Source organism: Pseudomonas sp. YL2 (assembly GCF_023063025.1).
GTDB lineage: Bacteria > Pseudomonadota > Gammaproteobacteria > Pseudomonadales > Pseudomonadaceae > Aquipseudomonas > Aquipseudomonas putida_A.
Genome location: NZ_JAJSLU010000026.1, coordinates 22161 through 40221 on the forward strand (window position 1 = coordinate 22161; position 18061 = coordinate 40221).

The 18061-nt window shown below is 60.5% G+C and carries 21 protein-coding genes; 11 read left to right on the forward strand and 10 right to left on the reverse strand.

Translation table 11 applies throughout. From position 1 onward, the window contains the following. Positions 1–16: 16 nt before the first annotated feature. A complete protein-coding gene (locus tag LVD08_RS26515; RefSeq protein ID WP_247269667.1) occupies positions 17–1366 on the reverse strand; it encodes an NCS2 family permease in 1350 nt (449 codons plus the stop codon). Positions 1367–1684: 318 nt separating this feature from the next. Further along, the gene (locus LVD08_RS26520; protein ID WP_097087806.1) at positions 1685–2131 is read right to left on the reverse strand and encodes a MarR family winged helix-turn-helix transcriptional regulator; all 447 of its coding nucleotides are present in this window, start codon (positions 2129–2131) and stop codon (positions 1685–1687) included. Positions 2132–2213: 82 nt separating this feature from the next. On the opposite strand from LVD08_RS26520, the gene LVD08_RS26525 reads away from it, so the two are divergent. Then, entirely contained in the window at positions 2214–3380 is a 1167-nt protein-coding gene (locus tag LVD08_RS26525; RefSeq protein ID WP_247269668.1) for an aminotransferase-like domain-containing protein, read from the forward strand. Positions 3381–3542: 162 nt separating this feature from the next. Here the strand turns inward: LVD08_RS26525 and LVD08_RS26530 are convergent, their stop codons facing one another. From LVD08_RS26530 to LVD08_RS26550, 5 genes are all read right to left on the reverse strand, one after another. Then, positions 3543–3914 (reverse strand): glutathione S-transferase N-terminal domain-containing protein, encoded by a 372-nt coding sequence (locus tag LVD08_RS26530; protein ID WP_247269669.1) that lies wholly within the window; start codon positions 3912–3914, stop codon positions 3543–3545. 103 nt (positions 3915–4017) lie between these two features. Next, positions 4018–4563: a GTP cyclohydrolase I FolE gene (gene folE, locus LVD08_RS26535; RefSeq protein ID WP_003442011.1), complete on the reverse strand. Its 546-nt coding sequence runs from the start codon at positions 4561–4563 to the stop codon at positions 4018–4020. 77 nt (positions 4564–4640) lie between these two features. Then, a complete protein-coding gene (locus LVD08_RS26540) occupies positions 4641–5198 on the reverse strand; it encodes a Smr/MutS family protein (protein ID WP_096797013.1) in 558 nt (185 codons plus the stop codon). 74 nt (positions 5199–5272) lie between these two features. Continuing rightward, positions 5273–5593, reverse strand: coding sequence for a hypothetical protein (locus LVD08_RS26545; RefSeq protein ID WP_003223191.1), 321 nt, complete (start codon positions 5591–5593; stop codon positions 5273–5275). Positions 5594–5723: 130 nt separating this feature from the next. Further along, positions 5724–6314, reverse strand: a complete 591-nt coding sequence (locus LVD08_RS26550; protein WP_003223193.1) for a cysteine hydrolase family protein — start codon at positions 6312–6314, stop codon at positions 5724–5726. Positions 6315–6552: 238 nt separating this feature from the next. On the opposite strand from LVD08_RS26550, the gene prmB reads away from it, so the two are divergent. Next, positions 6553–7461 (forward strand): 50S ribosomal protein L3 N(5)-glutamine methyltransferase, encoded by a 909-nt coding sequence (gene prmB, locus LVD08_RS26555; protein ID WP_247269670.1) that lies wholly within the window; start codon positions 6553–6555, stop codon positions 7459–7461. A gap of 99 nt (positions 7462–7560) precedes the next feature. Here the strand turns inward: prmB and LVD08_RS26560 are convergent, their stop codons facing one another. Together LVD08_RS26560 and LVD08_RS26565 are read right to left on the reverse strand one after the other, a co-directional pair. Continuing rightward, complete coding sequence (locus tag LVD08_RS26560) at positions 7561–8352, reverse strand: hypothetical protein (protein WP_097087566.1); 792 nt, start codon at positions 8350–8352, stop codon at positions 7561–7563. A 99-nt stretch (positions 8353–8451) separates the two neighbouring features. Then, positions 8452–9405, reverse strand: coding sequence for an alpha/beta hydrolase (locus LVD08_RS26565; protein ID WP_247269671.1), 954 nt, complete (start codon positions 9403–9405; stop codon positions 8452–8454). Between the two features lie 130 nt (positions 9406–9535). Between LVD08_RS26565 and aroC the strand changes: the two genes are divergently transcribed. The 5 genes from aroC to mtnC all read left to right on the forward strand — a co-directional run bounded on the left by aroC (position 9536) and on the right by mtnC (position 13753). Next, complete coding sequence (aroC, locus tag LVD08_RS26570; protein WP_027613332.1) at positions 9536–10627, forward strand: chorismate synthase; 1092 nt, start codon at positions 9536–9538, stop codon at positions 10625–10627. A 31-nt stretch (positions 10628–10658) separates the two neighbouring features. Then, entirely contained in the window at positions 10659–11804 is a 1146-nt protein-coding gene (locus LVD08_RS26575) for an MFS transporter (protein ID WP_247269672.1), read from the forward strand. Then, a complete protein-coding gene (locus tag LVD08_RS26580; protein ID WP_247269673.1) occupies positions 11801–12427 on the forward strand; it encodes a methylthioribulose 1-phosphate dehydratase in 627 nt (208 codons plus the stop codon). The genes LVD08_RS26575 and LVD08_RS26580 overlap by 4 nt, the downstream gene beginning before the upstream one ends. A gap of 92 nt (positions 12428–12519) precedes the next feature. Beyond that, complete coding sequence (locus LVD08_RS26585) at positions 12520–13065, forward strand: 1,2-dihydroxy-3-keto-5-methylthiopentene dioxygenase (protein WP_247269680.1); 546 nt, start codon at positions 12520–12522, stop codon at positions 13063–13065. Positions 13066–13069: 4 nt separating this feature from the next. Further along, entirely contained in the window at positions 13070–13753 is a 684-nt protein-coding gene (gene mtnC, locus LVD08_RS26590) for an acireductone synthase (protein WP_247269674.1), read from the forward strand. Between the two features lie 193 nt (positions 13754–13946). Here the strand turns inward: mtnC and LVD08_RS28160 are convergent, their stop codons facing one another. Beyond that, on the reverse strand, positions 13947–14225 hold the full coding sequence (locus LVD08_RS28160; protein WP_027613327.1) for a DUF3509 domain-containing protein: 279 nt from the start codon (positions 14223–14225) through the stop codon (positions 13947–13949). A gap of 377 nt (positions 14226–14602) precedes the next feature. Here LVD08_RS28160 and LVD08_RS26600 point away from each other — a divergent pair, with 377 nt between their 5' ends. The 4 genes from LVD08_RS26600 (at position 14603) to LVD08_RS26615 (ending at position 18009) form a co-directional block, all read left to right on the forward strand. Then, positions 14603–16441 carry a long-chain-acyl-CoA synthetase gene (locus LVD08_RS26600; RefSeq protein WP_247269676.1) on the forward strand — a complete coding sequence of 613 codons (1839 nt, stop codon included), beginning with the start codon at positions 14603–14605 and terminating at the stop codon, positions 16439–16441. Between the two features lie 97 nt (positions 16442–16538). Continuing rightward, the gene (locus LVD08_RS26605; protein ID WP_027613325.1) at positions 16539–17057 is read left to right on the forward strand and encodes an ankyrin repeat domain-containing protein; all 519 of its coding nucleotides are present in this window, start codon (positions 16539–16541) and stop codon (positions 17055–17057) included. A 158-nt stretch (positions 17058–17215) separates the two neighbouring features. Next, the gene (locus LVD08_RS26610) at positions 17216–17746 is read left to right on the forward strand and encodes a hypothetical protein (protein ID WP_183782118.1); all 531 of its coding nucleotides are present in this window, start codon (positions 17216–17218) and stop codon (positions 17744–17746) included. A gap of 71 nt (positions 17747–17817) precedes the next feature. After that, on the forward strand, positions 17818–18009 hold the full coding sequence (locus tag LVD08_RS26615) for a PLDc N-terminal domain-containing protein (protein ID WP_007960694.1): 192 nt from the start codon (positions 17818–17820) through the stop codon (positions 18007–18009). Positions 18010–18061 lie beyond the last annotated feature (52 nt).

An 18061-nucleotide genomic window follows, 5' to 3' on the forward strand; every position in this document is an offset into this window, starting at 1 on the left:
TTGAACCGCGTGACGCTTACAAGAAGATGAACTTGGCGATGAAGATCGCGCAGAGCACCCACAGGCTGACGGAAATTTCCTTGTACTTGCCGGTGCCGGCCTTCAACGCCACGTAGGTGATGAAGCCCAGCGCGATGCCGTCGGCGACCGAGAAGGTCAGCGGCATCATGATCGCGGTGACGATCGCCGGGATGGCGTCAGTGGCTTCATCCCATTCGATGTGGGCCATGCCGCCCATCATCAGCATCGCGACATAAATCAGCGCACCGGCGGTGGCGTAAGCCGGAATCATCCCGGCCAGTGGCGCGAAAAACATCGCGGCTATAAATAGCACACCCACGGTGACTGCGGTAAGACCAGTCCGACCACCAGCGGCTACGCCAGCGGCACTTTCCACATAGCTTGTTACCGGAGGGACACCGACCACCGCGCCGAAGACGCTGGAGGCGCTGTCGGCTTTCATCGCCCGGGAAAGGTTTTCGATACGCCCATCAGCGTTGACCAGATTGGCGCGCTGAGCCACGCCCATCAGGGTGCCCGCGGTGTCGAACATGTGCACAAAGAGGAAAGCCAGCACCACGCTGATCATGCTGACGTTGAACACGCCGGCGATGTTCATGGCCATGAACGTAGGCGCCAGGCTTGGCGGGGTCGACATGATCCCTTCGTAGTGCACGATGCCCAGGCCCCAACCGGCGAGGGTCACGGTGATGATGCTGATGAGGATCGCGCCGAAGACTTTGTGGTAGCTGAGGATCGCGATCATCAGGAAGCAGATCGCGGCGAGCAGCGGGCCGGGCTCGCGCAGGGAGCCAAGTTTGATCAGCGTGGCCGGGCTGTCGACGACAATGCCAGCGGTTTTCAGACCAATCAGCCCGAGGAACAGGCCGACGCCAGCGCCCATCGCAAAGCGCAGGCTGACCGGGATGCTGTTGAGCAGCCATTCGCGAATCCGCGAGAAGGTCAGAATCATGAACAACACACCGGAAACGAACACCGCACCAAGCGCGGTTTCCCAGTTGTAGCCCATGGTGCCGACCACGGTGTAAGTGAAGAAGGCGTTGAGGCCCATGCCCGGTGCCAGGCCCACCGGCCAGTTGGCGTACAGGCCCATCAGCAGGCAGCCGAGCGCGGCGGCGATGCAGGTGGCGACGAAGGCTGCACCGTGATCGATCCCGGCATCGGCCATGATGTTCGGGTTGACGAAGATGATGTAAGCCATGGTGATGAAGGTTGTCAGACCGGCAATCAGCTCGGTCTTCACCGTGGTGCCATGCAAGCTGAGTTTGAAGATGCGCTCCAGCACGCCTGTGCGTAAGGGCGGCGAGAGTTCCAGCGTCGATGCTTCGGATTTGCGGCTTTCCACAGCGAGTACTCCTCAAGAGTTTTATTGTTATTTCCAGGGCCGGACCCATGAGGGGTGGCAGCAGCCCTTTGAGGCATACGCGAATTTGTTGACCATGCGGTCAGGAACTCGCACGCAGTGGATTATGCTTTTGTGTACAAATAAAGCAAATATTGTTTTTGGTTTTGTTTACGAAAGGTCAGGCGATAGGGATATATCGCCCGTGCAGGCCCCTTCGGGAGCAAGCCCCCTCCCACAGTGGAACTCCAGTGGCCCCGAATCATGGGTAATCAGCAGAGCCCTGTGGGAGGGGGCTTGCTCCCGAAGAGGCCAGTCCAGTCAATCGAGAAGTGACTGAGTGTTCCCAAGTGCCATATTCACCGCCAACCACCCATTCACCGCCGCCTCCCCAGCCTCAGCAAACACCCGCTCGAGCAATTTCACCTGCTCACGCCGCAACGCCTGCTCAAACTTCTCACCTTCAGTAGTCAGCTCCAGCAGGCGCTTACGCTTGTCTGCCTCCGACGCCACGCTCTCCACCAGATGCATTTCCTGCAGCTGGCGCAACGGCATGTTCAGCGCCTGTTTGCTGACGCCGAGCAAGCCCAGCAATTCCTTCACGCTCAAATTCGGATAACGCGCGATGAAGAACACAATCCGCTGATGCACCCGGGACAGGCCGCGCCGCTCGAGCATTTCATCCGCTTTGGCGGTGAACGCCTGATAGCCGAAGAAAAACGCTTCCATCGCCTGTTGCTGACTGGCGGGGTTTTTAAGGTCAAGCATGTTGACGTACTCGCTCAAGCTGTCGTAGTTTCAGTCAACCAGTTTGACTCATTTTTCCCAAGCCTCGCTACCGGTGACTCCCATGGCTTTTTCCGAACGTGTTTCGCGCCTTAAAAGTTCTCTGATCCGTGAAATCCTCGCCGCCGCCCAGCGCCCGGAGGTGATGTCGTTTGCCGGTGGCCTGCCGGCGGAAGCCATGTTGCCGAAAGTCGAATGGGCGGACATGCCGCTGTCCCTCGGCCAATACGGCATGAGCGAAGGCGAGCCCGCGCTGCGTGAAGCCTTGGCGGCGCAGGCGCGAGCGTTGGGTCTGGAGTGCACGGCGAGTCAGGTGCTGGTGGTCAGCGGTTCCCAACAGACTCTGGATCTGGCAGCCAAGTTGTACATCGACAAAGGCACCGAAATCCTGCTGGAGGCGCCAACCTACCTGGCCGCGCTGCAGATCTTCCAGCTGTTCGGCGCCGATTGCCTGACCGTGCCGCAAGAGGCTGACGGCCCGAATCTGGCCGAACTGCGCAATCGTCTTGAGCAACATCGCCCGGCGTTCATCTATCTGATCCCGACGTTCCAGAATCCGTCCGCCGTGCGCTACAGCGAAGCCAAGCGCGCCGCCGTCGCCGCATTGCTCGATGAATTCGGCGTGACCCTGATCGAAGACGAGCCGTACCGCGAACTGACGTTCGATGGCGGCAGCGCCAAACCGATTGCCGGGCGTTTGCAGAAAGCCAGCTGGATCTACACCGGCACCGTGTCGAAAACCCTGCTGCCGGGCCTGCGCGTCGGCTACCTGATCGCCAGCCCGGACCTGTTTCCGCATTTGCTCAAGCTAAAACAGTCGACGGATCTGCACACCAACCGCATCGGCCAGTGGCAGGCGCTGCAATGGATCGGCAGTGAAAAATATCAGCAGCACCTGAGCGAGTTGCGCGGCTTTTACCGGCAGCGGCGGGATGCTTTCCAGTCAGCGCTGGAAACGCACTTTGCCGATCTGGCGAACTGGAACATGCCGCAGGGCGGGTTGTTTTTCTGGTTGACGCTGAAGCAACCGCTGGATACGCGAACCTTGCTCAACGAGGCGCTGGCCAATGACGTGGCGTTCATGCCGGGCGAGCCGTTCTTTCCCGAACCGGATAAAAACCTTGGGCATCTGCGTTTGAATTTCAGCCACATCGACCCGGCGCGACTGGATGAAGGGTTGAAGCGGTTGGCGGCGGTGGTGAGGCAGGCGCAACTAGACAAAGCAGCCTGAAAAAAACAAACCGGCTCGAGGGCCGGTTTACTTTTGGGGATTTGCTTTGGCTGGGAGGGCCTCTTCGCGAGCAAGTCCGCTCCCACAGTGGGCTGTGGCGTTCACAAAACCTGTGGGAGCGGGCTTGCTCGCGAAGGCGTCAGTGAAAGCACTCAATCAATATCAGACCGCAGCAAACCGCTTATCCAGATAATCAATGATCACCTTGGACTCATACATCCACGTCGTCTGCCCATTCTCTTCAATGCGCAGGCACGGCACCTTGATCTTGCCGCCCTGGTCCAGCAGGGCCTGGCGATCCTGTTCATTGTTCTTCGCGTCCTTCAGTGCGACCGGCACATTCAGGCGACGCAGCGTACGACGGGTTTTCACGCAGAACGGGCAGGCGTGGAACTGATACAGGGTCAGGCCTTTGGCGGCGGCGTTGACTTGCGCCTGTACCTCGGCCGGGCGCTGTTTCTTGCCCGGACGGGTGATGAAGTCGATGAAGATGATCAGTTGGCCAAGGCCGACACGAAGCGCTTTTACGAACACGTTGAAAGCCTCACGGTGCAAAGAGAGAAGGGCGCGCAGCTTACCCGATTTTTCACGGGCGAAAAAAAACCGGCGATCAACGCCGGTTTTTTTCTGCAGCCGATTACTTGATCAGGCTGAGGAACTCGCTGCGAGTCGCCGCGTTTTCGCGGAACTCACCGAGCATCACCGAAGTGATCATCGACGAATTCTGTTTCTCGACACCGCGCATCATCATGCACATGTGCTTGGCCTCGATCACCACGGCCACGCCCAGTGCTCCGGTGACTTGCATCACCGCATCGGCGATCTGCCGGCTGAGGTTCTCCTGGATCTGCAGGCGGCGGGCGTACATGTCGACGATCCGCGCGACCTTCGACAGGCCCAGCACCTTGCCGCTCGGAATGTACGCAACGTGCGCCTTGCCGATGAACGGCAGCAGGTGGTGTTCGCACAACGAGTACAGCTCGATGTCCTTGACCAGCACCATTTCGCTGTTGTCGGAGCTGAACAGGGCACCGTTGGTGACCTCTTCGAGCGTCTGTTCATAACCGCGGCAGAGGTACTGCATGGCTTTGGCGGCACGCTTTGGCGTGTCGAGCAGGCCCTCGCGGGACACGTCCTCGCCCAGTTGGCCGAGAATCGCGGTGTAATTCTGTTCCAGGGACATGAAACTACCTGTGGGGATTTTCGCAAAGGGCAAGGGTACGGTGGCGGACACAACCCTGCAAGTTCGGTGTAACGCGATTATTCGTCGCGGCCTTCCATCATGGTGCGTTTGAGCATCACGTACACCGCGCCGGCACCGCCGTGTTTCGCCTGGCACGAGGTGAAACCGAGCACTTGCGGATGCTGGCGCAGCCAGGTGTTGACGTGGCTTTTGATCATCGGCCGCTTGCCGTCCAGGCGCACGGCCTTGCCGTGGGTGACGCGCACGCAGCGGATTTCGAATTTGGTCGCTTCGGCGAGAAAGGCCCAGAGGGTCTCGCGGGCTTTTTCCACGTTCATGCCGTGCAGGTCGAGGCTGCCTTCGAACGGGATCTGGCCGATCTTGAGCTTGCGCATCTGGCTTTCCTGCACCCCGTCGCGGGCCCACATCAGCTCGTCTTCGGGGCCGACGTCGATCACGAACTGATCGGACAGGCCATCCACGGTGGTGGTGTCGGTGCGCACGGTGGCGGACTGGCGCAGTTTGGCGATCTGCGCGCGGTCAGCCTTGGGTTTGCCAGTGTCGGCGCGGTCGTGCTTGATCGGCTTGACGCCTTGGATCGCACTTTTGAACAGGGAAAAATCGTCGTCTTGCATGTCAGCCTCCGCGAAGGGCGGCCAGTTTACCCAAGTCGAAACAAAACGGCCCGGCAAAAAGCCAGGCCGTGGAGTCAGTCGTGTTTTTTCATCAGGTGCGGGGACATGTTCAGTTCCCGCGATTGCCGGGCGCGCCGCCGGCATCGACGCCACAGGGCCACGCCGAAATACAGGAACAACAAGCCGACTGCGAGAATGATCGCCGACCCCGTCGGCGTGGCATTCAAATCGCCGAGCGCCGGCGGGCGCCCCAGCAGGCTGGCGGCCCCGGCCATCGCCAGCAGCACACCGAACGTCGCCAGAATGGCGGCGATCGCTGCGCCGAATCGAAAACGCCAGTTGCTTTGGCCTTTGGGCCGCAAGCGGCGTGCGTCAAATCCATCGGATAACTTCATTCCGACCTTCCTCAATGGGTATCGGCCCTTCGACCGGGAGTTGACCGGGTTGTTCCTGAGGCTAAGGCAATTGAAGCAAATGCGAGGCTTTTGCGGATGAGCGGCGCGCTGAGCCGCTCATCAGATCAGGTCAGATCAGATCTTGAGTCAGGGCGAGGGTGGCGAAGTTGTCGGCCATGATCGCCATTTCCGCTTCCTGCACCACGGCGGCGCTGAGCACGCGGCCCTTGAACGGCAGGTCACGGGTGGCGCAGGCGTCTTCGACCAGGGTGCAACGGAAGCCCAGGTTCTTCGCCGCGCGCACGGTGGTGCTGACGCTGGAGTGGCTCATGAAGCCGCAGACGATCAGGTCCAGCGAGCCAAGATTCTGCAAACGGTCCAGCAGTTCGGTGCCGTGGAACGCGCTCGGCAGCAGTTTGCCGATGATGGTTTCGTCACCTTGTGGTTCAAGGCCGGGGATGAATTCGCCGCGTTCGCCCTGCGGGTCGAACAGGCCACCGACGGTGCCGAGATGACGCACGTGCACGATCGGCCGACCGGCTGCACGGGCCGCGGCGACCAGTTGTTTGATGTTCGCGACGGCCGCGTCCATGCCGCTCAGGGCCAGCGGGCCACTGAGGTACTCTTTCTGGGCATCGATGATGACCACGGTGGCATGGCTCAGTGTGGCCGCTGCGTAACCGCGGCCGCTGAGTTGAAACATCGTTTTTGGAACGGACATTCGGGGCTCCTTGGGGTGGGGCTTTTGCGGCATTGTCCTCTGGCTGAGCGGTTCTGTGAACCGCTACCATCGTAGGCAGCGTCGTTATTGGCCTGCAGCCTTGTCAAGTTACACGTTCTGTTCAATAGCTGATGCAAAAAACAGAAAAGTCCTACTGTCGGCCGCGAATGTTTCCCGCGTCGTCGTGACGCGTTTTGGCTGGTAGAATCGCCAGTCGTTTTTTCTGGAGTTCTGCCCCGTGATCACTTCCCGACTTCGTACCCTGCGCGACCACATCCGTTGGGCCGTCAGCCGCTTCCATGGGGAGGATCTGTTTTTCGGCCATGGCACCGACAACGCATGGGATGAAGCCCGGCAGTTGGTGCTCGGTGCGTTGCACCTGCCGTGGGAGATCGCCGACAGCTACCTCGACTGTGCGTTGGAAGACGACGAACTGGTCAACCTGCAACGCCTGCTCAAGCGCCGAATCGAAGAGCGCATCCCGACTGCGTACCTGCTGGGCGAGGCGTGGTTCTGCGGCATGTCGTTCATCGTCGATGAGCGCGTGCTGATCCCGCGTTCGCCGATTGGCGAGCTGATCGAAAACCGCTTCGCACCGTGGATCGGCGACGAGCCGGCACGCATCCTCGACCTGTGCACCGGCTCGGGCTGCATCGGTATCGCCTGTGCCTACGAGTTCCAGAACGCCGAAGTGGTGCTGGCCGATCTGTCGTTCGAAGCGCTGGAAGTGGCCAACCAGAACATCGAGCGTCATGGCGTCGATGAGCGCGTGTACACCGTGCAGGGCGATGGTTTCGATGGCCTGCCGGGGCAGCGTTTCGACCTGATCGTGTCGAACCCGCCGTACGTTGATGCCGAAGATTTCGCCGACATGCCGGACGAATACCAGCACGAACCGGAGCTGGGTCTGGCCTGCGGAGATGACGGTCTGAACCTGGTACGGCGGATGCTCGCCGAAGCGGCGGATCACCTGACCGAGAAGGGGCTGTTGATCGTTGAAGTGGGCAATAGTCAGGTACACGTCGAAGCGTTGTACCCGGAAGTCGATTTTGCCTGGCTCGAATTCGAGCGCGGCGGGCATGGTGTGTTCATGCTGACGGCGGAGCAGTGCCGCGTTCATCAGGCGTTGTTCGCTTCCCGCGTCTAAAGGCTAAAAGCTTCGCGAGCAGGCTCGCTCCCACAGGGAAGTGCATTCCAAGGTGGGAACGAGCCTGCTCGCGAATAGCCGCGCCGCGGTCTCAAGCCATCAGCGGTGCGTTGCAATCCAGATCAACAATCCCGCCTGAAACACCGCAAACGCCACCAGACAGGTAATGGTGAAGCGCAACCCAGCGTCTTCACGCTTGAACTTGCTGACCTTCTCTTCCTGCTTCTTCAGCTTCACTTCCTGCTCGGCCAGGTTCTGCTCGGCCTGTTGCAGCATCTGCGCCGCTTCGAGAATCTCGACGATCTGCAGCTTCTCGCTGTTCCAGTCGCCCAACAGGTCACCGACCTGTACCTCTTTGACGCTGCCCTTCAAATGCTGGGCATCGGCGTAAACCACGTCAAAACCATGCACGCGCAAGAAGTGATCGCGACGCAGGCGGGTGTCTTCGTTCAGCGCGTCCTTGTTGTTCAAGTCCATGCCGTCGACGGTGTAGGCGGGCCAGCGTTTTTTCGCCCAGTTGATGCCTTGCGCAGCCATGAAGCGACCGATCCCGCGGTTCAGCGGTTCGATCTGCAAGCCGCTGTCGGGGCCGAAGTGCACACGTTTGCTGGTGTGATCGACCCAAACGTCGAGGTGGTTCTGCTCTTTGCGCACGCGCTGACCGGGCAGTTTGATCGCCATGCGCATCAGGCTGTGTTCTTTGTTGTTGCGCTCGGCGTAGCCGAACTCGACAAAGCGCAACGGCCGGCCACCGGTGTGACGGTCAGTCTGCAGTGGGGCCAGGCGGAGCATCTTGTGGTGCTCGACGCTGACGTCCGCCCATGGCAGCTCGACCGCTGGCGGTGCGTCTTTTTCAGCGGTGGTGTCGGGTGAAGTCGGGGTATCAGTCATAACGGCGAGATCCTGTCCAAGCCCTGCTTGTCGCCAGCCGATACGCTGGCGACAAAGGCTTATCGGCCGTTTTTTGCAGGACTGGAGGGCAAACTACGGTTAACGGTTGCGAATGCCGTCAATAAATTCGATGAGTTTGCCGCCCAGTTCCGCCGCCAGTGGCAAATTGGGGTCCTTGTACGAGGCCAATTGCCGCTTCACATCGGCGGGGACGATGCGCATGACGTGGTTCATACCTTCGATCACCACCAGTTCGGCGTCGGGTTTGGCGGCTTTCAGCGCCTGCGCATCGCCGACGCCGACCTGCATGTCGTTGCTGCCCTGAACGATCAGCGCCGGCATCTTCAGTTGCGCAAAAGCCTTGGCCGGGTCCTGGCGGAACAGCGAAATCAGATACGGCTGCACGCTCGGCCGGAAAATCGGTTGCAGTGGCGCCGGCACGTCGGCATCGGTGTGACCGGCCTTGAGGCTGTCGAGCAGTTCATTACTGCGCAGCATCAACGGTGGCGGCAGGCTACGGGCCAGTTGTTCGCGGATTACCTGATCCACCGGGCGGGCGCTGCCGGACAGCGAAATCAGCGCAGCAGCGTCGGCACGCGGGGCGGCGAGGGTGGCAATCAGTGCACCTTCGCTGTGACCGAGCAGAATCAACGGGCCGAAACGCGGGTCGCTTTTCAGCTTCTGGCTCCACGCCACGGCGTCGTCGACGTAGCCTTCCACCGACAGATTGCGCTCGTCAGGTGTGGCCGGCCGGCTCGCAGCCACCCCGCGCTTGTCATAGCGCACGCTGGCGATGTTGTGTTTGGCCAGCACCCAGGCCAGCCGCTTGAGGCTGTCATTGCGCCCGCCATCGGGATTATTGCCGTCACGATCTGTAGGACCGGAGCCGGCAAGGATCAGGACAACCGGCACCGGATTGTCGGATTTTGGCAGCAACAGCGAGCCGAAAAGCTCACCGCTCCCGGTATCCAGAGAGATCGGGCGCTGCAGGACAGTCGCGTGGGCAAAACCGGTAAACAGGGTAAGACTCAAGATCAGAACTCGCAGCATCATCACGCCATCATTCGCCAAGGTGCCGGTTGGACTCACCAACACCACTAAGGTTCGAGGATGAACTACTCGGTTAGCCTGCGTATACTGGCGCGCATCACGAATTCGGGTTTGATTTCACGGAGCGTCCTGCATGTCCGGCAATACCTACGGCAAGTTGTTCACTGTCACCACCGCTGGCGAGAGCCATGGTCCGGCGTTGGTCGCCATTGTCGACGGCTGCCCGCCGGGCCTGGAGATCTCCCTCGAAGACCTGCAGCGCGACCTCGATCGGCGCAAGCCAGGCACCAGCCGCCACACCACCCAGCGTCAGGAAGCCGATGAAGTCGAAATCCTTTCCGGCGTGTTCGAGGGCCGCACCACCGGTTGCTCGATCGGCCTGCTGATCCGCAACACCGACCAGAAGTCCAAGGACTACTCGGCGATCAAGGATCTGTTCCGCCCGGCGCACGCCGACTACACCTACCACCACAAATACGGCGAGCGCGACTACCGTGGTGGCGGTCGCAGCTCGGCGCGGGAAACCGCGATGCGTGTGGCGGCAGGTGCGATTGCCAAAAAGTATCTGGCCAGCCAGGGCATCGTCATCCGTGGCTACATGAGCCAGCTCGGCCCGATCGAAATCCCGTTCAAGACCTGGGATTCGGTGGAACAGAACGCGTTCTTCAGCCCGGATCCGGACAAGGTCCCGGAACTGGAAGCCTACATGGACCAGTTGCGCCGCGATCAGGACTCGGTCGGGGCGAAGATCACCGTAGTCGCCGAAGGCGTGATGCCGGGCCTCGGCGAGCCGATTTTCGACCGCCTCGACGCTGAACTGGCGCATGCGCTGATGAGCATCAACGCCGTGAAAGGCGTGGAAATCGGCGCCGGTTTCGCCTGCGTCGCTCAGCGCGGCACCGAGCATCGCGATGAACTGACCCCGCAAGGTTTCCTCAGCAACAATGCTGGCGGCATCCTCGGCGGCATCTCGTCCGGTCAGCCGATCGTCGCGCATCTGGCACTGAAGCCAACGTCGAGCATCACCACCCCGGGCCGTTCGATCGACATCCACGGCAACCCGGTGGACGTGATCACCAAGGGCCGTCACGACCCGTGCGTCGGCATCCGCGCCACGCCGATTGCCGAAGCGATGATGGCCATCGTGCTGATGGATCACCTGCTGCGTCATCGTGGGCAGAACGCCGACGTGCGCGTCAGCACCCCGGTGCTGGGTCAGCTTTGATGGTTGATCGCCAAGCCGTCGCGGTCTGACCGTGGCGGCGCTCCCGTACTGGCGGCTGTCCAGTTTCTATCTGTTCTATTTCGCCTTGCTCGGCTCGACAGCGCCGTTTCTGGCGCTGTACTTCGATCATCTCGGCTTCAGCCCTGCGCGCATCGGCGAGCTGGTGGCGATCCCGATGCTGATGCGCTGTGTGGCGCCGAACATCTGGGGCTGGCTCGGCGACTACACCGGCAAACGCCTGGCCATCGTGCGCTTCGGTGCGGTGTGTACGCTGCTGACGTTCTCGCTGATTTTCGTCAGCAAGACCTACGCCTGGCTGGCGATGGTCATGGCGTTGCACGCGTTCTTCTGGCACGCGGTGCTGCCGCAGTTCGAAGTCATCACCCTCGCGCACTTGCAGGGGCAAACCTCGCGCTACAGCCAGATTCGCCTGTGGGGCTCGATCGGTTTCATCATCACCGTGGTCGCGCTGGGCCGTTTGTTCGAATGGCTGAGCCTCGACATCTACCCGGCGGCGCTGGTGCTGATCATGGCCGGCATCGTCCTCAGCAGCCTGTGGGTGCCGAACGCGCAGCCACCGCAAGGTAATCGGCCGAGCGGGGAGGGCTTTCTCAAGCAGCTGCGCAGCCCCGGTGTACTGGCGTTTTACGCTTGCGTCGCGCTGATGCAGATGAGCCACGGCCCGTATTACACCTTTCTGACCTTGCACCTTGAACGCCTCGGTTACACACGCGGCACAATCGGCATGCTCTGGGCCGTGGGCGTGGTCGCCGAGGTGCTGATGTTCATGGCGATGAGCCGGATTCTCATGCGCTTTTCCTTGCGTCGGGTGCTGATGGCGAGTTTTCTGCTGGCGGCGCTGCGCTGGTTGCTGCTAGGTTCGTTCGCCGAATTCCTCTGGGTGCTGTTGTTGGCCCAGGTGCTGCACGCGGCGACCTTCGGCAGCTTTCATGCGGCTGCCATCGCGTTCGTGCAACGTAGCTTCGGTGCGCGTCAGCAAGGTCAGGGTCAGGCGTTGTACGCGGCGCTGGCCGGCACCGGTGGCGCGCTGGGCGCGTTGTATTCCGGTTACAGCTGGAATGCCCTCGGCGCGACATTGACCTTTAGTATTGCCAGTCTCGCGGCGCTCGCTGCTGCCGTTATCATTGCCACACGTATGCAAGAGGACAGGCCATGAGCCTTACGCGTGAACAGCTCGCCCAGCAGATCGTCGACGCCGGGCGTTTTCTTTATGGTCGCGGCTGGTCGCCGGCCACCAGCAGCAATTACTCGACGCGTCTGTCGCCGAGCGAAGCGCTGCTGACCGTGTCCGGCAAGCACAAGGGCCAGTTGGGCCTGGACGACGTGCTCGCCACGGATTTGTCCGGCAACAGCCTGGAACTGGGCAAAAAGCCCTCGGCCGAAACCCTGCTGCACACCCAGCTGTATCACTGGCGCGCGGAAATCGGTGCGGTGCTGCACACCCACTCGGTGAACGCCACGGTGCTGTCGCGCCTGACGCCGCAAGACTTTATCGAGTTCGAAGACTACGAACTGCAAAAAGCCTTCAGCGGCATCTCCACCCACGAATCCCGGGTGCGCGTGCCGATCTTCGACAACGATCAGGACATTGCGCGCCTCGCCGCCAAGGTGCAGCCTTGGCTCGACGCCCATCCCGATTGTGTCGGTTACCTGATTCGCGGCCACGGCCTTTACACCTGGGGCGCGCAGATGAGCGATGCCCTGCGGCAGATCGAGGCCTTCGAATTTCTGTTTGAATGCGAGTTGAAAACCCGCAGCGTCATGAACCGCCAAGGCTGACTTCACCAGAAGCCGCCCATTTGCCTGATGAACTGCACTGCCCGACCGGTCTGCAAGAACCGGACGGCAAGGCCGATACCGAGGAATTGCCCATGAGCAGCCTGTCTGTCTATCACGTATCCAGCCCCGAGATTCCGAACAAGGTGCTGACCCATTTCGAAGACATCGCCTCGACGCTCGCCGAGCAGGGCGTGCGCTTCGACCGCTGGCAAGCCGCCGCGAAGATCCAGCCCGGCGCCAGCCAGGAGGAGGTGATCAGCGCCTATCAGGAGCAGATCGACAAACTGATGACCGAGCGCGGTTACATCACCGTCGATGTGATCAGCCTCAACAGCGACCACCCGCAAAAAGCCGAACTGCGCGCCAAGTTCCTTGAAGAACACCGCCATGGCGAAGACGAAGTACGCTTTTTCGTTGCCGGTCGTGGCCTGTTTACCCTGCACATCGACGATTATGTCTACGCCGTGCTCTGCGAAAAGAACGATCTGATTTCGGTGCCGGCCGGTACCAAACACTGGTTCGACATGGGCGAGAACCCGCACTTCGTGGCGATTCGCCTGTTCAACAACCCGGAAGGCTGGGTCGCCAACTTCACCGGCGAAGACATCGCCGGGCGCTTCCCGCGTCTGGAGGAGTGAGCCGATGTCGATCAAAGTCATTCTCACTGACATCGAAGGCACCACCAGCGCGGTGAGTTTCGTTTTTGATGTGCTGTTCCCGTATGCGGCCAAACACCTGCCGGATTTTGTTCGGCAGAACGCCGAACGTGCCGATGTGGCTGAGCAACTCGACGCCGTGCGCCGCGACAGCAATGCACCGCAGGCCGATGTTGAACGGGTTGTTGAAATTCTCTTGAGCTGGATCGAGGAAGATCGCAAAGCCACGCCGCTCAAAGCCTTGCAAGGCATGGTCTGGGCGCAGGGTTATCACGCCGGGCAGTTGAAGGGCCACGTGTACCCGGATGCCGTTGAAGCGCTCAAGCGCTGGCATCAGGCCGGTTATCAACTGTTTGTGTATTCGTCGGGTTCGATCCAGGCGCAGAAGCTGATCTTCGGCTGCTCCGAGGCGGGAGATCTGACACCGCTGTTCAGCGGGTATTTCGATACCACGTCGGGGCCCAAGCGTGAGGCGCAGTCTTACACCAACATTCAACAGGCGATTGGTGTCGAACCGCAGGACATTCTGTTTCTGTCCGACATTGTTGAGGAGCTGGATGCCGCTCAATCGGCAGGCCTGCAGACCTGCGGCCTGGCGCGCGAGGGTGGGGAGCTGGGAAGCCATATCACCGTCGACAGCTTCACCGGCATCGAACCCGAAGCCTTCTAACCACCCTCAATCCAATGTGGGAGCGGGCTTGCTCGCGAAAGCGGTGTGTCAGCCAAATATTTTTGACTGACACGCCGCTTTCGCGAGCAAGCCCGCTCCCACACGGAGTTTTGCATCAGCCAAAAAAACAGGCCGGACAGTGAAAACTGCCCGGCCTGTTTTTGTTTAAGGCTGTTTAAAACCTCGAATCAAATTACAGCGAGTGATACGTCGGCAGGGCAAAGCGCTGCTGGCTTTGCAGCATCGCAATCTGCGGCAGCTCACTGGCTTCTTCCGCCAGGTCACGACGGATCGCGCTGATCGCCCACGACAGTTGGTCGGCGTTGTGCATTTGCTGATACGTCAGGGCGCGCTTGAATACTTTGCCTTCACTGCTGCGCAGCGTCAGCAAGATCCCGCCATCGGGACGTGGCGCAGTGGTGACGTTGAAGTTGGAGAACAGCGAGGTAAATTTTTCTTGGATCAGGCTCATGTCTTTCAGCTCCGTATGCACTTGAATGGCAAGCATGCAGAGAAGATTGCAGCGATTGTGCCAGCACGCGAAAAAATAAAAATTCTTATAAATCAATAAGTTAAAAATCGTGAAATTTGCAAGCGTCGTGCAAACTGCATGAATGGCCATCGTGCATCCTGCATTTTGCGGGATTCTCATGAGGCGAACGGAACCAAACGGCAAAGGCGCGATCACTGCCGCCAGGCGTGACAGGGCGGATACAAAACATTGCAAAAACCGCGTGTACAGGCCGCGAAGCGCTGACGTATTTTCGATCTCGACCTTGCCCACCACGCAGGTCATGCCCACAGCCCGAACAATAAAAAACGGCCGACCAGGCCGACCGGGGAGCTGCCATGCGTCACGCGTCGAGCGACACGATTACCTGGGGCATGATGCTCCGCAAACTGCCGACCATCGCCAAAACCATTCCACGGGTGGTCAAGGGCATGAAAGTCGCCAATGTCACGGATCCGACCCAAACGTGTGGCCTCGGCTGGACCTTCGAGCAAGCAACGCTGCGCAATCCAGAGGGGCAGGCGATCTTGCAGGACGACGTCTTGCTGACCTATGCGCAGGTCAACCAGTGGGCCAACCGCATCGCCCACTATCTGAGCGCGCAGGGCATCGGCAAGGGCGACGTGGTCGCGGTGTTCATCGAAAATCGTCCCGAGCTGCTGGTGACCATTCTGGCGCTGGCCAAACTCGGCGCGGTCAGTGCGCTGCTCAATACTTCGCAAACCCGCGACACACTGATTCACAGCGTAAATCTGGTGGCGCCGGTGGCGATTGTCCTCGGTGAGGAATTGCAGCCGGCGTTTGCCGCGATCCGCGAGCAGGTGTCGATCCCGGCGCAGCGCACCTGGTTTATCGCCGACCGTGACACCTATAGCCACCCAGGCATTGCGCCCGAGGGCTACGTCAATCTGATCAGTGCCAGTGCTGACGCCTGCACTGAAAACCCGCCCAGCAGCGGCGAAGTGTTCTTCGACGATCCGTGCTTCTACATCTACACCTCCGGCACCACCGGCCTGCCCAAGGCCGGGGTGTTCAAGCACGGCCGCTGGATGCGCAGCTCGGCCAGCTTCGGCATGATCGCCCTGAACATGACCCCCGACGATGTCGTCTATTGCACCTTGCCGCTGTACCACGCCACCGGCCTTTGTGTGTGCTGGGGCTCGGCGATCAACGGCGCTTCCGGGTTCGCGATCCGTCGCAAGTTCAGCGCCAGTCAGTTCTGGCCGGACGTGCGTCGCTACAACGCGACCACCCTCGGCTATGTCGGCGAATTGTGCCGTTATCTGGTCGATCAACCGCCCAGCGCCGATGACAGCCGTCACGCGGTGCGCAAGATGATCGGCAACGGCTTGCGTCCCGGCGCCTGGGCCGAGTTCAAGACCCGGTTTGCCGTCGAGCACATCTGCGAGCTGTACGCGGCGAGCGACGGCAATATCGGCTTCAGCAATATCCTCAACTTCGACAACACCATCGGTTTCTCGCTGATGGCCTGGGAGCTGGTGGCGTACGACCACGACAGCGGGCAGCCGTTGCGCAGCGCAGACGGCTTCATGCGCAAGGTCGGCAAGGGCGAACAGGGCTTGCTGCTGGCACGGATCGACGAAAAAGCCCCGCTGGACGGTTACACCGATCCGCAGAAAACCGCCAAGGTGGTGTTGCACGATGTGTTCAGCAAGGGCGACCGCTTCTTCAACTCCGGCGACCTGCTGCGCAATATTGGCTTCGGCCACGCGCAGTTCGTCGATCGACTCGGCGACACCTATCGCTGGAAGGGCGAAAACGTCTCGACCACTGAAGTGGAAAACCTGTTGCTGCAGCATCCGCATATCTCTGAGGCCGTCGCCTACGGCGTCGAAGTGCGCAACACCAACGGTCGCGCCGGCATGGCCGCAATCACGCCCGCCGAATCCCTCGCGACCCTGGATTTCGCCGAATTGCTCGCATTCGCCCGTCAGCGCATGCCGGCCTATGCGGTGCCGCTGTTTCTGCGGGTGAAGGTGAAAATGGAAACCACCGGGACTTTCAAATACCAAAAGACCCGATTGAAAAACGAGGGCTTCGACCCCGGCCAGACAGGTGATGATCCGATTTACGCGTGGCTGCCTGGCACCCAGACTTACGTGCAAGTGACGGACGAAATTCTGGCCGATATTCATCAAGGCAAATACCGCTATTGAGATTGGCTATGGCCTGACTTGAGAAAAAGGGGGTGACAGCTATCGTCGCGCTCGGGAAACTGTCGGCTTTGCGAATAACCGAAAGTGGAGTTGCCCTATGTCTGACCAGAGCCGCCAGATGACCCCTGAAGAAGCTGCCGAATTCACCGAGCAGGTTTTCAACAAGGCGCGCGAAGGTGATGCGCTGATGCTTGATCGGCTGATCAGCGCCGGTTTGCCGGTGAACCTGAAAAACAGCAAGGGCGACACCCTGCTGATGCTCGCCAGTTACTATGGCCACGTCGACGCCGTGCAGGTGCTGCTCAAGCACAAGGCCGACCCGGAAATGCGCAACGGCAACGGCCAGAGCCCGATTGCCGGCGCCGCGTTCAAGGGCGATCTGGCGGTGGTCAAGGCGCTGGTGGAAGCGGGCGCCGAGATCGAAGGTTCGTCCTTCGACGGCCGTACCGCGCTGATGATGGCGGCGATGTTCAACCGTGTTGAAATCGTTGATTACCTGATCAGCAAGGGCGCCGACCCGCAAGCCAAGGATGCCAATGGCGTCACCGCGCTGGACGCGGCCCGCACCATGGGCGCGGTCGATACCACGGCGCAGCTGGAAAAACTGCTGGCCTGATCAGGTCAAAAGATCGCAGCCTGCGGCAGCTCCTACAGGTCTCACATTCGTTCGCCAAATGGGCGCGGAACCTGTAGGAGCTGCCGCAGGCTGCGATCTTTTGCTTTGTGCGCTATCCTCCGCGCCCTCAAATTCAACCTTCCACAGGATCCGCCCTCATGAAAGCCGCACTCGTCGAACTCATCAGCAAAATCAGCTCTGGCTGCATGGGCGAGGACGAGATCCTGAACGTGGCCGACGAAGCGGCGCAGGCCTACGCCGATGCCGACGCCTTTCTGGCAGCCAACCCAGACATCAACTACGACGACACCTTCCCGATCCCGCTGGGCGAGTGGGTGGTGGTCGGCAGCCTGCCGGAAACCGTGCTGTTCCAGGCTGATACCTACGCTGACCTGTTCGCGCAGATCGTCGCCTCGTTCGGCCCGGGCGTCGATTTCAACCTCAAGCCCAAACAACTGGCCAAGACCGAAGCGCTGACTGCGCTCAATCGCATCCAGGTGCAGATGAGCAGCCTGAACAAGGAAAACGGCGGTTACACGCTGATGAACTTCAGCCAGTTGCTCGACGACGAGTTGCAAGTGGTGCTGGTCTACGGCAACGACGTGCCACGGGTGCTGGAGCTGTGCGCCGAAGTCGGCATCGCTGCCGGGCCTTCGCTGGAAGCGCTGAAAGTCGCCGTTCACGTCTGAACGCAATAAAAGGGAACCCTGCGCGCGACCGTCTATCCTAAAAGTGCATGCCACTATTCTGGAGCGACACCATGGGTTCCACGTTCAACGGTCTGATTGGCCTGATCATTCTTGCCCTCGATATCTGGGCGATCATCAACGTACTGAAAAGCGGCGCCGAGACCGGGATGAAAATCCTCTGGGTTCTGCTGATCATCCTCCTGCCAGTACTGGGCCTGATCATCTGGGCGATCGCCGGGCCACGGGGCAATGTGCGGGTCTGACCACAACTTTGAAAGCACCCCATAACTTGTGGGAGCTGGCTTGCCAGCGATA